The following is a 14,577-nucleotide window of genomic DNA, read 5'->3' as shown; positions in this document are numbered from 1 at the left end:
CGCGTCCCGTCGCGCCGTGCTCCTGGCGCCCAGCCGTGATTCCGGGCGGCCCGTCCGTTCCTCGCGTCGTGACCGGTTCCGCTGACCGGTGCTTCTCACGACGCTGTGGGGTTACCGCGCGGGGGGTGCTGCGCGGCATTGTCACGACGTGCCGTGGCTCACCTCCCTCCTGTCGCGATCCGGCGGTGGCAGACTGGCCGCACCGGGAGGTCGGCAGAACTCCGGGTGACGATCGGGTGAACGTCGAGCCCGCAGACGGCGGGACGCGCCCGGCAGCGGGTGCCGGCAGGGCTAAGGTCCAGGCATCCGCGAGATTTCGGGAGGCTCCGATGCACGAGACCACCACTGCCCGCGAGACGATGACCGCCGATCCGGCTCTCACCGGCACCGGGGACGGCGTCGGCCCGGAGGTGATCGGCGCGGCGAACCTAGACGGATCGCCCGTGGTGCCCTCGCTGGTGCCGGGGGCCGCCCAGCAGGTGCTGTCGGGCATCGAGACCGGGCTGATCACCTATGTGCTGGACACGTCCGTGCTGCTGTCGGACCCGCTCTCCCTGCACCGCTTCGCCGAGCACGACGTCGTGCTGCCGATCGTCGTGGTCACCGAGCTCGAGGCCAAGCGTCACCATCCCGACCTCGGCTACTTCGCCCGCCAGGCCCTGCGGATCCTCGATGACCTGCGCGAGATGCACGGGAACCTCTCGGTGCCCCTGCCGATCGGCAAGGAGGGCGGTCACGTGCAAGTCGAGCTGAACCATATGAGCGTCGACTCGCTGCCGGACGGGTTCCGTCTCGGCGACAACGACACGCGCATCCTCGCCGTCGCGAAGAACCTGCAGCTCGACGGCAAGAACGTCGTGCTGGTCTCCAAGGACCTGCCGATGCGGATCAAGGCCTCGGCCTCCGGCATCCATGCCGAGGAGTACCGGGCCGAGCTCGCTCGCGACCGCGGATACACCGGCATGGTCACCGCCGCCGTCGACGAGCAGAGCATGAGCGACCTCTACGACGGCCGGAGGATCGAGATCCCCGAGGTGGCTCACCAGCCCGTGCACACCGGGCTGACCATCACCAGCCCGCGCGGCTCCGCCCTGGGACGGGTGACCCGGGACAAGCAGGTGCGCCTGGTCCAGGGCGACCAGACCGTGTTCGGGGTCGGGGGGCGATCCGCGGAGCAGCGGGTCGCGATCGACCTGCTGCAGGACGAGTCCGTCGGCATCGTCTCCCTGGGCGGCCGCGCCGGCACCGGCAAGAGCGCCCTGGCACTGTGCTCGGGACTCGAGGCGGTCCTCGAGCGCCGCACCCAGCGACGGATCATGGTGTTCCGCCCCCTGTTCGCCGTCGGTGGCCAGGAGCTCGGCTACCTGCCCGGGGACCAGGGCGAGAAGATGGGCCCCTGGGGGCAGGCCGTGTTCGACACGCTCGGTTCGATGGTCTCCCAGAACGTCATCGACGAGGTGCTCTCCCGCGGCATGCTCGAGGTGCTGCCGCTGACGCACATCCGCGGCCGTTCCCTGCACGACGCCTTCGTGATCGTCGACGAGGCCCAGTCCCTGGAGCGCAATGTGCTGCTGACGATGCTCTCCCGCATCGGGCAGAACTCCCGGGTGGTGCTCACCCACGACATCGCCCAGCGCGACAACCTGCGCATCGGCCGCTACGACGGGATCGCCTCCGTGGTCGAGGCGCTCAAGGAGAAGGACCTGTTCGCGCACGTGACCCTGCAGCGTTCCGAGCGGTCCAAGGTGGCGGAGCTGGTCACCGACGTACTGGACGAGCCGGTGCCCTGAGGCCCGTGACTCTCCGTGTGGCGCGGTGACTCGCCGTGTGGCGCCGTGACTCGCCGATACACCGTGACCCGTCAGTCGTGGGAACAGGTCTTCCTGCGCTGGCCGCAGACCGAGCGGATGCTTCTGGCGATCTGCCGTCGCGGTGAGCACCGGAGACGCCCTCGGTACGGCGAAGGAGTGCTCGTGGCGTAGGGGTGCCGAGTCGGGCTAGCACTGCCGGCGCGCGACGAGCTGTGAGGACGACGGGAGAGTGCGCCCTGGCGGATCCCCCGATCGGGGGACCCCTGTTCCGCCGAGTGGTCGATCCGCTGCCTCCGAAACGGGCGGAGGATCAGGTCATGCCCCTGCTCTCGCTCCGCGGACTCACCAAGAGCTATGCGCACCGCCCGGTCCTCCGGGGCGTCGACCTCGACCTCGACGAAGGGGAGATCCTGGGGATCGCCGGCCCCAACGGGGCCGGCAAGACGACGCTCGTCGAATGCCTGGCCGGTCTGCGCGAGAAGGACGGCGGCACGATCACCGTCGCCGGCATCGACCCCTCCCGCCCCACCCCGGAACTGCGTCGGCTGCTGGGGGGCCAGCTGCAGCAGATCCGCGTCCCCGGGGTGCTGCGCACCCGTGAGGTGCTCGAACTGTTCGCGACCTTCTACCCGGATCCGCTGCCCCCGGACCAGCTGATGGAGGAGTTCGATCTGTCGTCCCAGTCGGATCAGGCCTTCGCGAAGCTCTCCGGCGGGCAGCAGCAGCGGCTCTCGGTCGCCCTCGCCCTCATCGGCCGCCCGCGGATCGCGGTGCTGGACGAGCTGACCACGGGGCTCGACCCGGCCGCGCGCCGCCGCATCTGGGCCCAGCTCGAACGCCGCCGAGCCGAGGGCATGACCATGCTCCTGGTCACCCACTCGATGGAGGAGGCCCAGCGGCTGTGCGACCGGATGGTGATCCTCCAGGACGGCGAGATCATCGCCGACGGTTCGCCGCAGCAGATCGTGGGACGTACGGGCGTGCAGCGCACCACCTTCCAGGCCGAACTCGATGAGGCGGTCCTCACGGAGCTCGAGGAATGCGAGGACGTCGACGCCGTCGCCCGGTCCGGGGGAGCGATCGCCGTCGACGGCGGCGACGCCAGCCCGCAGGCTGTGCTGGCCCACCTGGCTCGTCGGGGAATCCGGGCGCGAGGGGTCGGCGTGGACCGCCCCACGCTCGAGGACGCCTACCACCGCCTCGTCACCGGCGAGGAGCACGAGAACGCCGCACCGGGAGCCCGCCCGGCCGCCGCATCGGGAGCCCGCCCGGCCGACGAGAGGACTCTGCGATGACCGCCGCCACGGCCACTGCCGCCCTCACCCGCGCCGAGATGCGCCAGATCTACCGCTCGCCGGCCTCAATCCTGTTCAGTGTCGGGTTGCCACTGCTGGCGATCGTGATCCTGGCGCTGATTCCGGCGGCCCGCGTCGAGCGGGCTGCGTTCGGGGGGCTCAGCGTGATCGAGGCGTTCACGGCCCCGATCGTGATGTTCTCGGTGACGATGACCGGCGTGATGGTGATGCCGCAGACCCTCGGCACGCACCGCGAGTCCGGTTTCCTGCGGCGGCTGCGCACCACGCCGATCGCGCCCTCCCATCTGCTCGTGGCGACGATCGCCGTGCACGCGGTTCTGGCTGTGGTGGTGGCCTCCGTGATCGTGCTGGTCACCATCGCCGCGGGGGGACGGGCGCCCCTTCACCCGCTGCTGTTGGCGGCCGTGATCCTGCTGATGAGCGCCGTGTTCCTGGCCGTCGGCGCCGTGCTGTGCGCGCTGATCCCCACCGTGAAGGTGCTTGCAGGGGTGGGAAACCTGGTCGCGCTCCTCATGCTGTTCTGCGCCGGGCTGTGGATCCCCCGCGCGGTCATGCCCGACTGGGCGCGCACGCTCACGGATCTCACTCCCGGCGGTGCCTCCGCCGAGTTGCTGAACACTGCGCTCGCGGGCGGGCACGGCGGCTGGGCGGACGTGCTGGTGTGCCTGGTGTGGACGGGAGTCAGCGTGGTCGTGGCGATGCGGGTGTTCCGCTGGGACTGACGCCCGGCAGGGTCCTCGGTGCGCTGATCGGATCGCGAGCAGTCGCGTGCACAGCGTCGTAAGGCGCGTAAGCCGCGTGGACCACGCGGGCCGATCGCATCCACTGGCGTCATAGCAGCACGGCGCGCCGTAGACGGCGCCCCAATCGGCGGAGCCTGCTCGGAGAGCGCCCGTGGATGCGATCACCGGCCCACGGCAGGCCGGCCCACGGCAGGGCGGCGCACCGCCATGCGGCGGTGCGCTGCTGCCGGAGGGCGTGCGGCCTGCGGATCAGGCCTTCGGCGAGGTCATCGACAGCACGTCCAGCGCCTCGTCGAGCTGCGCCTCGGTCAGCTCTCCGCGCTCGACGAAGCCCAGGGCGATCACGGCATCGCGCACCGGAACCCGCTCGGCCACGGCGTGCTTGGCGATCTTGGCAGCGCTCTCGTAGCCGATGAGCTTGTTCAGCGGGGTCACGATCGAGGGGGAGGCCTCGGCGTAGAAGCGGGCCTTCTCCTCGTTCGCGACCAGACCGTCGACCGTCTTGTCGGCCAGGGCCGCGCTCGCGTTGGCGAGCAGGCGGATGGACTCCAGCAGGCTGGTGCCCATCAGGGGGATCTGCACGTTGAGCTCGAAGGAACCCTGTGCGCCGCCCCAGGCGATGGCCGCGTCGTTGCCCACGATCTTCGCGCACACCATGAGCACGGCCTCGGGGATGACGGGGTTGACCTTGCCCGGCATGATCGAGGAGCCCGGCTGCAGATCGGGGATCGCGATCTCGCCGAGGCCGGTGTTGGGGCCGGAGCCCATCCAGCGCAGGTCGTTGCAGATCTTGGTCACGGAGACGGCGATGGTGCGCAGCGCCCCGGACATCTCGACCAGGCCGTCGCGGGCCGACTGCGCCTCGAAGTGGTTGCGGGCCTCGGTCAGAGGCAGAGAGGTCTGCTCGGCGAGGTTGGCGATGACCTTCTGCGGGAACCCGGTCGGGGTGTTGATGCCGGTGCCCACGGCGGTGCCGCCCTGGGGGACCTCGGCCGTGCGCGGCAGCGCCGCCTCGACCCGCTCGATGCCGTAGCGGATCGCGGCCGCATAGCCGCCGAACTCCTGGCCGAGGGTGACGGGGGTGGCGTCCATGAGGTGGGTGCGCCCGGACTTCACGACGGCCTTCCACGCCTCGGCCTTGGTCTCCAGCGCCTCGGCGAGATGGGCGAGCGCCGGCAGCAGCTTCTCGACCACGCCCGCGGTGACCGCGACGTGCACCGAGGTCGGGAAGACGTCGTTGGAGGACTGCGAGCAGTTGACGTGGTCGTTGGGGTGGACCTGGCGGTCGCCAGAGGAGGCGAGGGTCGCCAGCACTTCGTTCATGTTCATGTTGGAGCTGGTGCCGGAGCCGGTCTGGTAGATGTCCACCGGGAACTGGTCGTCGTGTCGACCGGCGACGACCTCGTCGGCGGCGGCGATGATCGCCTCGGCGATGCCGGCATCGAGCACGCCCAGGTCCTGGTTGGCGCGGGCGGCGGCCTTCTTCACCTGGGCCAGGGCGTGGACGTGCGCGGGCTCGAGCCCCTGCCCGGAGATCGGGAAGTTCTCCACGGCGCGCTGGGTCTGGGCTCTGTACAGGGCCGAGGCGGGCACGCGCACCTCTCCCATCGTGTCGTGCTCGATGCGGTAGCCGTCCTGGGTGGTGCCGGGCGTGGACTGGGACATGGAGAGGCCTCCCTTGGCGATGGTGGTGGGTCCGATGGAGTGTGGTGATGGATGGGCTGTGTGTGCTGGTCCGGTCGACGGGGCGCTCGACGGACGGTGCTTCGGTCGACGCGTCGGCCGACGGGGGATCGACCGACGGACGGGGGCCGACGGGGTGGTCAGGTGAGCTCGTGGCTCCACGGGGGATTCGCGCCGGCGCGCGAGACGGTGATGGCGGCGAGCGAGGAGGCGCGGCGCAGCACGGTGGCGACGTCGTCCGACGGGATCGCTGCCAGCGGTCCGCGCCGATCCGCCCCCAGCAGGCCCTTGGCGGCGAGGGCGTCGAGGATCCCGGCGGAGAAGGTGTCACCGGCGCCGACCGTGTCGACGGCCTCGACGACGACGGGGGAGACCTGCACGCGGCCGGAGCCCGCGAATCCGACGGCACCGTCCCCGCCACGGGTCATCACCGTCAGGGCCGGGCCCAGCTCGAGCCAGGACGCGACGACGTCCTCGACGTCGTCGGTGCCGTACAGCCAGGCCACGTCCTCGTCGGATGCTTTGACGACGTCGCTGAGGGCGATGTTCGCCTCGACCCGGCCCCGCACGAACCCCGCCTCGCCCATCAGGGTCGGCCGGGCGTTGGGGTCGTAGCTGATCGTCGCGTGGTCGCGGGTGCGGCGCAGCACGTCCAGGACGGTCGCCGCTCCCGGGTCCGTCACGGCCGCGATCGAGGAGGTGTGCACGGCATCGACCGGCGAGGGCAGTCCCGAGGGGTCCGGGTCCCACACCAGGTCGAAGGTGTAGGCGGCGGCACCGGTCGCATCCAGCGTGGCCTGGGCGGTCGAGGTGGGCGCATCGACCGTGCTGCCCGGCGTGAGCTCCACGCCGGAGCCTTCCAGGTGGGCACGGATCGCCTCGCCGTGCTCGTCGCGGCCGACGCGGGTGAGCAGGTGGGCATCGTGGCCGAGGCGGCTGAGGGCCACGGCCACGTTCAGGGGGGAGCCGCCGGGATGCTCGCGCCGTGCGCCGTCCGCGTCGACGACGATGTCGGTGAGAGATTCTCCGGCGATGAGGAATGTCGCGGTCACTCGTCGATCATCGCAGGTTTCCCCGGCCGGGGCGAACGCGGGGAGCACTGGTGGGAGCGCACCCTGGGAGCGGGGACCCGACACAGCGGGGACAATGGAGGGATGCACGTGCCTGATGACCAGACCCCGGACGCGCCGGAGCCCTCGGAAGCCCCGGCGAACTCTGCGGCAGGGGACGCCGCGGAGACCCCGGAGCCGCGACCGCAGCCGAAGTCGGCCTACGAGCTGCCGTCGAAGAAGAACACCGTGCTGCGGAACATGCTCTGGGCGCTCGCCCTGACCATGGCGGTCGTCGTCGTGATCGCCATCGCGTTTTTCGGCGTGGGCAGTGATGCGGGACGGGAGCCGCTGGCGAACTCGGAGCTCGACGTCTCCGCGAGCGCCGAGCGAGCACAGGACGTCTCGGGGTTCCCCGTGGCGGCGCCGGAGCCGCTGGAGGGGTGGACGGAGCAGTCCGCGCGTTTCACCGGGGGTGAGTCGCCTCAGTGGACCGTGGAGTACACCTCCCCGAGCGACCATCTGGTGACCTTGACGGAGGAGGCCGAGGTCAGCGCGCCGTTGCTGTCCTCGGTCCTGCCAGGGGCGACGACCCAGGACGAGCTCGTGATCGACGGCGTCGAGTGCCAGGTGCTCAGCGGCGACGCGGACGGGGCGAGCGAGCTCGCCATGTCCTGTCAGGGCGATTCCTTCGGTCTGCTGGTGCACGGCGCGACGGACCGCGAGGAGATCCAGACGTTGATGGAGCAGGCGCTCGTCGACGTGCAGGAGTGACCGCTGCGGACAGTCGGCGGGATGCGCCGTCCGGGGACGGCTCCTGCGGGCGGCCCGCGGAGCGGTGCGCGGGAACGCGCTGCGCGGTCAGTCCGACTGGCGGCGCGCGCTGACGGCCTCGTCGAGCCGCTCGCGCGCACCGTCCAGCCACTGCTGGCAGCGGCGGGCGAGCATCTCTCCACGCTCCCACAGGCCGATCGAGTCCTCGAGACCGCCCTGGCCGGACTCGAGGCGGCGCACCACCTCGACCAGCTGGTCCCGCGCAGCCTCGTAGGAGAGCTCGGCGATGTCCGGCGGCAGCTGGACGTCTTCGGTGGGGGTGACCTCCGGGGCCTGCGCGGCGCCGTCCCCGACAGCATCGGTGGGATCAACCGGATCAACCGGATCAACCGGATCAGCGGGATCGACAGGGGAGGCTTCGGCGGGGGACTGGGTCATGGCGACTCCTCGGCGGGGTGACGGATCAGGGGATTCTTCGGGCGGCGATCGGGGGGTCAGGCGGGGCCGCGGGGCGCGGAGTGCGTGCCTCGGGGCGGCGGCTGCACGGGCGCGGTTCTCACGGGACGGGTGGGGTGTACGGATCGGACTCGGTGTGCTCGACACCGAAGCGGCCACCGGCGACCCGGACCGAGAGCGGGTCCCCGACGGCGGTGGCCTCGGGGGAGCGCACGATGGTCCCGTCCGGGCTCTGGACCACGGCGTAGCCCCGCTCCAGGGTGGCCAGCGGGCTGAGGGAGCGCACCTGGCGCCCGAGGTGGTCGATTTCGTCGGCCGCCCGATCGAGGCGAGCGCCGACCAGGGTGCGGGCCAGGGCGATCCGGGAACGGACCTCGTCGGCGCGGCCGGCGAGAATGGTCGAGGGGTTCTCCAGCACGGGCCGGGAACGCATCGCGTCCAATGCCGACTGCTCCCGCTCCAGGCGGGCGCGGATCGCGGAACGCAGGCGGGTCCGCCCCAGGTCCAGCTGGTCGAGCTCGGCCTGGAGGTCCGGCACCACCCGCTTGGCGGCGTCGGTGGGGGTGGAGGCGCGCACGTCGGCCGCGAGGTCGATCAGCGGCGTGTCGACCTCGTGACCGATGGCCGAGACGATCGGTGTCTTCGCCCCGGCGACCAGACGGGTCAGCTGCTCGTCGGAGAAGGGAAGCAGGTCCTCGAGGGAGCCGCCCCCGCGGGAGAGGATGATGACGTCGACGTCCTCGCGGCCATCGAGCTCGCGCAGCGCGGCCGAGACCTCGCGGACCGCCTTGTTGCCCTGTACCGCGACCTCGCGGATCTCGAACTGCACGGCCGGCCAGCGGCGACGTGCGTTGACCACGACGTCGCGCTCGGCCGCAGACTCGCGACCGCAGATCAGACCCACCGTGCGGGGCAGGAACGGCAGCGGCTGCTTGCGGGCGGCGGCGAACAGCCCTTCCGCGGTCAGCACCCGCTTGAGCTGCTCGAGGCGGGCCAGCAGCTCGCCGAGCCCGACGGGCCGGATGTCGTCGGCCTCGAGCTGCAGGCTGCCCCGCTTGGTCCAGAACGTGGGTTTGGCGTGGACGACCACGCGGGCGCCCGGGACCGGTTCGATCGACATCCCCCGCAGCACGTACTCGCGCACCGGCACCGAGAACGACATGTCCACGTCCACGTCCCGCAGCGTCATGAAGGACAGCCCTGCCCCGGGGCGCCGATTGAACTGGACGATCTCGCCCTCGACCCACAGCGGGGACATGCGGGCGACGTACTCGCCGACCTTCACCGACAGCTGCCGCAGCGGCCACGGATTCTCCGCCGTGGTCAGCGCGGCGGTCGGAGCCGGTGCCGGCCGCGGCGCGTCGCCGCCGGAGTGCTCGGTGCTGCTCTCGGTCATGGGGACCACTGTGGCACGAGGCAGCGACAGTCCGTGCGTCCGCGGCGAATTGGGGACGGGGCGTCTGTGAGGAGGAAGGATCTCTCCCGAGGTCGCCCGAGGCCATGCCCGCTGCACACCTCCGCGGCAGAACGCTCCCGCGGGAACGCCGCCGGCCACTCGTCCGGTGACGTTCACCGGGTCTCTCAGGACGTTCAGCCGGCGCGATCCTCGCGCTCGATCCCGGCTTCTCCCTGGGTCTTCGGGGGAGATGCGAGGTCAGCGATCTCCTCCTGCTCGAGGGTGCGGGAGCGCCGGGTGAGCTGCTCGACCTCGTCGACGGGCGTTCCCGTCAAGCCGAGATCCTCGAAGCGGCGAGCTGTGACCAGCACCCGTGACTGCAAGGAACCGACCGCCTCGTTGAAGGCGGCGACGGAGGAGTCCAGGGACCGCCCCACCTTGCTCAGGTGGGAGGTGAAGGTGCCCAGGCGGTGGTGCAGTTCGCGACCCGCGTCCAGAACCGCCCGTGCGTCCCGGTTCAGGGCATCGGTGCGCCAGGTGTGGGCGACCGTGCGCAGCAGCGCCATCAGTGTTGCGGGGGAGGCGATCACGACGTCCTTGCCGAAGGCGTCCTCCAGCAGCGCCGGGTCCGTCTCCAGCGCGGCGGCGAGCACACCGTCGCTGGGCACGAACAGCACGGTGAACTCCGGGGTGTCCCCGAGCGCCTTCCAATAGCCCTTGGAGGAGATCACGCCGACGTGGTGGCGCAGCGCCTTCGCGTGCGCGCTCCGCCGAGCCGCGGCGCGCTGCGGATCGCTCTCCTCGGCCGCGTCCAGATACGCGTCCATCGGGGCCTTCGCGTCGATGACCACGTGACGGTCCCCGGCCAGGTGGACCACGAGATCCGGGCGCTGGCCCTTGTCCCCGTCGGCCCGTGCGCCGGGCAGCTGCTCGGTGAAGTCGACGTGCTCGAGCATGCCCGCCGCCTCGACGATCCGGCGCAGCTGCACCTCGCCCCAGCGGCCACGAGCCGTGGGCGAGCGCAGCGCCGCGGTGAGCGCGCTGGTGCCGGTCTCCAGGGATTGGGCACGCTGGGACAGCTGAGCGAGGTGGGATCGCAGTGCCCCCTCGGCCTCCCCGCGGGCGGCTTCGGAACGGGCCAGGGAGCGCTCGAGATGGGAGAGGGTCGCGGTGATGGGGGCGAGGGTGCGCTGCAGCTCGGCCTCGCGCTCCTCCTCGGCGGCATCACGGCGGGCCACGTCCCGCTCGTGCCGTTCGTCGGCCAGTCGCAGCAGTTGGCCGGAGGCGTCGGAATCGGCGCGTCGACCCTGCTCGAGGACGCGGGCGCGCTCGCGCGTCAAAAGCCAGGTCACCGCGGCGCCGAGGACGGCCCCGATCACCAGCCCCAGCAGAAGCATCGATGTACCAGTCATGAATTCAGCACATCACGGGGATGTGACACGCGAGCGGCACCACGCCCCACGGCCCTCGGCGCGGTGCAGCCGTGCGCGGCCGGGCACCTTCCGGCTCCGCGTCGGGCTGCTGCCGCTCGGGGCAGAAAGGGTCCTCGGCAGGAAACTCTCGGCGGGGACACCGTGACACGGTGAGTGCTGGTCCGAGCGCAGGAGGCGCGGTGGTGCCGCGTTGACCATCGATCCCCGCGAGGTGTACATGTACTGAGCATTCAAGCAGGTGTGGATGAGCGGTCGAGCACGCCTCGACCGACGGGCGCCCTCCGGGCGCGGGAAGGAGCAGATCATGGCGCGGATCGTGGTTCTCGGAGGCACGGGTTACGCAGGAAGGCACCTCGTCGAGGAGGCCGTGGCGCGGGCGCACGACGTCCTCGCGGTCAGCCGCAGAGCCGCGACCGATCCGGTCGACGGAGCGACCTACCGCACGGGCGATGTCCGGGACGAGGCTGTCCTCGCGAAGCTTCTCGACGGCGCGGACGTCGTCGTCTCCGCTCTCTCTCCGCGAGGCGACATGGCCGATCGCGAGCTCTTCCGCAGTCTCGAGTCGACCCTCGCGCGCCTCGCGCAGGACAACGGAGTCCGCCTCGGAGTGATCGGGGGCGCCGGGTCGCTGCTGGTCGCCGAGGGCGGTCCGAAGCTGATGGACACCCCGGAATTCCCCGCGGAGTTCGCCGAAGAGCCGAGGATCCTCGACGCTGTGCTGCAGGACCTGCTTGCCGCGGACGAGACTCTGGACTGGTTCTTCGTCAGTCCTGCCGGGGGATTCGGCGATTTCGCGCCCGGTGAGGCGCGGGGAACCTACCGCCTCGGCGGGGACGTGCTGTTGACCGACGACGAGGGTGCTTCGTACATCTCCGCCCAGGATCTGGCGCTCGCGATCCTCGACGAGATCGACCGGCCTGCGCACCGGCGCAGCCGCTTCACCGTCGCCTACTGACACCGACTGCGCGCGTCGGTCTGAGACCAGAGGCTCACTCCCTCCGCTCCCGCAGCTCTGCGGCAGGCCCGTAGAATCTCCTCCCGTGGCTCTTACTATCGGAATCGTCGGGCTGCCCAACGTCGGCAAGTCCACCCTGTTCAACGCCCTCACCCGCGCCGAGGTCCTCGCCGCGAACTACCCGTTCGCGACCATCGACCCCAACGTCGGCATGGTGCCGCTGCCCGACCCGCGGCTCGGCGAGCTCGCCGAGCTCTTCCACAGCGAGAAGGAGCTCCCGGCGACCGTGTCCTTCGTGGACATCGCCGGCATCGTCAAGGGCGCCAGCGAGGGGGAGGGCCTGGGCAACAAGTTCCTCTCGAACATCCGTGAGGCCGACGCGATCTGCCAGGTCACCCGGGCCTTCTCCGACCCCGACGTGACCCGGGTGGAGGGCTCCAGCGATCCCACCGGTGACATGGAGATCATCACCACCGAGCTGATCCTCGCCGACCTCCAGACCATCGAGAACTCGATGCAGCGTCTGGAGAAGGAGACCAAGCGCGGCGTGCTCGACTCCTCCGTGCTGGAGAACGTCACCAAGGCCAAGGCGCTGCTGGAGACCGGCAAGACCCTGTACCAGGGTGCCGATGCCGCCCGCATCGAGATCCCCGCGCTGCGCGAGCTCCAGCTGATGACCACCAAGCCTTTCATCTACGTGTTCAACACCGATGAAGAGGGTCTGGCGGACACCGCGTCGCAGAAGGCGCTGCGGAAGTCGGTCGCGCCGGCCGAGGCGATCTTCTTGGACGCGAAGTTCGAGGCCGAGCTCATCGAGCTCGATGACGCCGAGGCCGCCGAGATGCTCGAATCCACCGGCCAGGACGAATCCGGCCTGTCCCAGCTGGCCCGCGTCGGCTTCGACACCCTGGGGCTGCAGACCTACCTCACCGCCGGCCCCAAGGAGTCCCGCGCCTGGACCATCCCTCAGGGCGCCACCGCTCCGCAGGCCGCCGGCGTGATCCACACCGACTTCGAGCGCGGCTTCATCAAGGCGGAGATCGTCTCCTTCGATCAGCTCATGGAGGCCGGGTCCATGGCGGAGGCCAAGGCCAGGGGCAAGGTGCGCATGGAGGGCAAGGACTACGTCATGAAGGACGGGGACGTGGTTGAATTTAGGTTTAACGTCTAGAAACCGCCCCTGACCAAGGGTTTTATTCCCTGGCTTTCGGGTGGGCCCGGTGGACGAGTTCCGGTCTACCATGAGCTGCTCAGCGCGGTCGATCTGTCGGGCCAATGGTGCGATCTGCTCACGTCCCAGTGGATCACTCGCGCCTGAGTGATCAAGTCTGCTTGTGCTTCTTGGCCTCCACCACCTGGATCCGCCGGGACCTAAGAGCTGCGACGACCTCGGCAAACAGCTTCTGGTACTCGGCGGCAGGGTAGCGCTGCAGTTTGATCTGAACCGTGTGCTTGCCGTCCTTCGAGGCAGCCCCCGGAACGTCCAGCGGCTCCCTCAGTCGCAGTAGAAGGGCCCGGTTCACGTTCCGTCCGTTCCACAGGAGCTGAATCTTGCTCTCGTTGATGTACTGGACCGCCGTAGCGCCCGCGATCGATGCCCAGGGGATCACGTGGCCCCCGCGGACTGTGATGCCGGCGTCGCCGAGCCCCAAGTCGATCGCGTCGACGCCTTTGCGCATCATGCCCAGGGTTCCGGTCACCAGGCCGTATGCACCGAAGGCCAGCAAGGCGATCCCGAAGAACGTCCCTCCCCACTGCACCGTGATCTGGAGCCGGCGGATCGAGACATCTGGCAAGTCGTTCGCGATCAGGTACCACCCGCGCGCGAGCAGCGGCACGCCGACGAGCATGAGGATTGCGCTCCGCCGGACCCTCGGCCGGTGGAACTCTCGTCTGCTGGTGAAGCTTCGCACTGCATGCCTTCGGGTGGTTCGAGGAGTGATCCATTTTACGGAGGTTCTCCGGGCTCGCGCGTACCGGAGGCCTTCCTCTCACGTGGAAGATCTGAACGAACGCACAGAGGTTGGTCCGTGCTCGGCATGGGGATCGTCTGCACGGTGCTTATCGTCACAGATGACCTTGTCGGTCGGGACTGCTGCACGGATAGGTGACAGTTTTGGTTAGGCCGCGAGGGCCAGGGTCTTGGTCATGATGGGTCGAGCGCAACTCCCCCAGAACGGTGATCTTCTTCGGATCGGAGCGAAACTCAGAGCTGAGGCAAATGCTCAAGAGGATGTTCTCAGAGGAGAGGGGCCGCGGATGGAGCGCATGTACGAGGAACATCATCCTGACTCTCCCGTGCTGGAGTGCGTGTGGCAAGCGCGGGCGACGAGGGACGAGTGTTACCTAGTCCCGGCGGTCGAGTACTGGGATTTGTGGTTCGCCCGCGCAGCAGGTGGAGAGCTACTCGCTGGACTGTCGGGTCCGACTCTGGGGCACCGCTGGATCCGCTCAACGATCGGGGAGCACAGCTGGGGTGTTCAGCTGAAGGCTCATGTCGTCCTGCCTGGAGTGAGCAAGCAGCTCCTGCTCGGCGGGGAACAGCGGCTGTTTGTCGAAGCCGGGCACGTCACGCTTGCGAAGCATGCCGTACCGTTCCCCGAATTCGCGGACCTCGAGGCCTTCACCGATCGTCTTCTGGGGCTCGACGTGCTGCGCTGCGACGGCGATGTCCGGCGCATGCTCTCCGGCGATGACGTGGGCTACTCGGAGCGGCACCGGCAGCGCCGAGTCCGAGCCGCAACAGGGCTTACGCCCAAGCAAATCGAGCAACTGTCTCGGGCGCGTGAAGCATTTGCTCTGCTGATGCAGGGCGTGCCGCCGATCGTGTGCGCTGCACGCTGCGGTTTCGCCGACCAGGCGCACCTGACTCGTTCGCTGAGGGCCTTCCACGGCCAGACCCCGGCCCAGGTGCTGTCCGGCCGATGATGGCGGAAATGTTCAATACCGTGACCTTCACTC

Annotated in this window: 13 protein-coding genes; 7 read left to right on the top strand and 6 right to left on the bottom strand. The window is 70.0% G+C overall.

Annotation, left to right across the window (positions count from 1 at the left end):
* The first annotated feature begins 329 nt into the window (after positions 1 to 329).
* From BH708_RS08065 to BH708_RS08055, 3 genes are all read left to right on the top strand, one after another.
* On the top strand, positions 330 to 1,790 hold the full coding sequence (locus tag BH708_RS08065) for a PhoH family protein (RefSeq protein ID WP_157235816.1): 1,461 nt from the start codon (positions 330 to 332) through the stop codon (positions 1,788 to 1,790).
* Between the two features lie 338 nt (positions 1,791 to 2,128).
* Positions 2,129 to 3,106: an ABC transporter ATP-binding protein gene (locus tag BH708_RS08060; protein ID WP_076807965.1), complete on the top strand. Its 978-nt coding sequence runs from the start codon at positions 2,129 to 2,131 to the stop codon at positions 3,104 to 3,106.
* Positions 3,103 to 3,849: an ABC transporter permease gene (locus BH708_RS08055; protein WP_076807964.1), complete on the top strand. Its 747-nt coding sequence runs from the start codon at positions 3,103 to 3,105 to the stop codon at positions 3,847 to 3,849. Before BH708_RS08060 ends, BH708_RS08055 begins: the two co-directional genes overlap by 4 nt.
* A 270-nt stretch (positions 3,850 to 4,119) precedes the next feature.
* Here the strand turns inward: BH708_RS08055 and BH708_RS08050 are convergent, their stop codons facing one another.
* Together BH708_RS08050 and BH708_RS08045 are read right to left on the bottom strand one after the other, a co-directional pair.
* On the bottom strand, positions 4,120 to 5,535 hold the full coding sequence (locus BH708_RS08050) for an aspartate ammonia-lyase (RefSeq protein ID WP_076807962.1): 1,416 nt from the start codon (positions 5,533 to 5,535) through the stop codon (positions 4,120 to 4,122).
* 158 nt (positions 5,536 to 5,693) lie between these two features.
* On the bottom strand, positions 5,694 to 6,605 hold the full coding sequence (locus BH708_RS08045; protein WP_076807960.1) for a carbohydrate kinase: 912 nt from the start codon (positions 6,603 to 6,605) through the stop codon (positions 5,694 to 5,696).
* A gap of 102 nt (positions 6,606 to 6,707) precedes the next feature.
* On the opposite strand from BH708_RS08045, the gene BH708_RS08040 reads away from it, so the two are divergent.
* Positions 6,708 to 7,376, top strand: coding sequence for a DUF4245 domain-containing protein (locus BH708_RS08040; RefSeq protein ID WP_083713383.1), 669 nt, complete (start codon positions 6,708 to 6,710; stop codon positions 7,374 to 7,376).
* Positions 7,377 to 7,463: 87 nt separating this feature from the next.
* Here BH708_RS08040 and BH708_RS19800 read toward each other — a convergent pair whose 3' ends face one another.
* The 3 genes from BH708_RS19800 to BH708_RS08025 all read right to left on the bottom strand — a co-directional run bounded on the left by BH708_RS19800 (position 7,464) and on the right by BH708_RS08025 (position 10,640).
* Entirely contained in the window at positions 7,464 to 7,676 is a 213-nt protein-coding gene (locus tag BH708_RS19800; RefSeq protein WP_076810985.1) for an exodeoxyribonuclease VII small subunit, read from the bottom strand.
* A 256-nt stretch (positions 7,677 to 7,932) separates the two neighbouring features.
* The gene (xseA, locus tag BH708_RS08030; RefSeq protein ID WP_076807958.1) at positions 7,933 to 9,228 is read right to left on the bottom strand and encodes an exodeoxyribonuclease VII large subunit; all 1,296 of its coding nucleotides are present in this window, start codon (positions 9,226 to 9,228) and stop codon (positions 7,933 to 7,935) included.
* Positions 9,229 to 9,422: 194 nt separating this feature from the next.
* Positions 9,423 to 10,640 carry a DNA recombination protein RmuC gene (locus BH708_RS08025; RefSeq protein WP_253705519.1) on the bottom strand — a complete coding sequence of 406 codons (1,218 nt, stop codon included), beginning with the start codon at positions 10,638 to 10,640 and terminating at the stop codon, positions 9,423 to 9,425.
* A gap of 325 nt (positions 10,641 to 10,965) precedes the next feature.
* Here BH708_RS08025 and BH708_RS08020 point away from each other — a divergent pair, with 325 nt between their 5' ends.
* Both BH708_RS08020 and ychF read left to right on the top strand, forming a co-directional pair.
* A complete protein-coding gene (locus tag BH708_RS08020; RefSeq protein WP_076807954.1) occupies positions 10,966 to 11,616 on the top strand; it encodes an NAD(P)-dependent oxidoreductase in 651 nt (216 codons plus the stop codon).
* Between the two features lie 85 nt (positions 11,617 to 11,701).
* Complete coding sequence (gene ychF, locus BH708_RS08015; RefSeq protein WP_076807953.1) at positions 11,702 to 12,787, top strand: redox-regulated ATPase YchF; 1,086 nt, start codon at positions 11,702 to 11,704, stop codon at positions 12,785 to 12,787.
* A gap of 151 nt (positions 12,788 to 12,938) precedes the next feature.
* Here ychF and BH708_RS08010 read toward each other — a convergent pair whose 3' ends face one another.
* Entirely contained in the window at positions 12,939 to 13,466 is a 528-nt protein-coding gene (locus tag BH708_RS08010) for a hypothetical protein (protein WP_076807951.1), read from the bottom strand.
* Between the two features lie 661 nt (positions 13,467 to 14,127).
* On the opposite strand from BH708_RS08010, the gene BH708_RS20315 reads away from it, so the two are divergent.
* On the top strand, positions 14,128 to 14,544 hold the full coding sequence (locus BH708_RS20315) for a helix-turn-helix domain-containing protein (RefSeq protein WP_253705518.1): 417 nt from the start codon (positions 14,128 to 14,130) through the stop codon (positions 14,542 to 14,544).
* The last annotated feature ends 33 nt before the right edge of the window (positions 14,545 to 14,577 follow it).

The organism is Brachybacterium sp. P6-10-X1 (genome assembly GCF_001969445.1).
Classification (GTDB): Bacteria; Actinomycetota; Actinomycetes; order Actinomycetales; family Dermabacteraceae; genus Brachybacterium.
The sequence above is the reverse complement of the archived record's forward strand: the minus strand, read 5'-3'. Positions and strand labels throughout refer to the sequence as shown.

Excerpts from the sequence above, each read along its gene's own strand:
- BH708_RS08065 (WP_157235816.1), top strand. The coding sequence starts at position 330 with ATGCACGAGACCACCACTGCCCGCGAGACGATGACCGCCGATCCGGCT.
- BH708_RS08060 (WP_076807965.1), top strand. The coding sequence starts at position 2,129 with ATGCCCCTGCTCTCGCTCCGCGGACTCACCAAGAGCTATGCGCACCGC.
- BH708_RS08055 (WP_076807964.1), top strand. The coding sequence starts at position 3,103 with ATGACCGCCGCCACGGCCACTGCCGCCCTCACCCGCGCCGAGATGCGC.
- BH708_RS08050 (WP_076807962.1), bottom strand. The coding sequence starts at position 5,535 with ATGTCCCAGTCCACGCCCGGCACCACCCAGGACGGCTACCGCATCGAG.
- BH708_RS08040 (WP_083713383.1), top strand. The coding sequence starts at position 6,708 with ATGCACGTGCCTGATGACCAGACCCCGGACGCGCCGGAGCCCTCGGAA.
- xseA (WP_076807958.1), bottom strand. The coding sequence starts at position 9,228 with ATGACCGAGAGCAGCACCGAGCACTCCGGCGGCGACGCGCCGCGGCCG.
- BH708_RS08025 (WP_253705519.1), bottom strand. The coding sequence starts at position 10,640 with ATGACTGGTACATCGATGCTTCTGCTGGGGCTGGTGATCGGGGCCGTC.
- BH708_RS08020 (WP_076807954.1), top strand. The coding sequence starts at position 10,966 with ATGGCGCGGATCGTGGTTCTCGGAGGCACGGGTTACGCAGGAAGGCAC.
- BH708_RS08010 (WP_076807951.1), bottom strand. The coding sequence starts at position 13,466 with ATGCTCGTCGGCGTGCCGCTGCTCGCGCGCGGGTGGTACCTGATCGCG.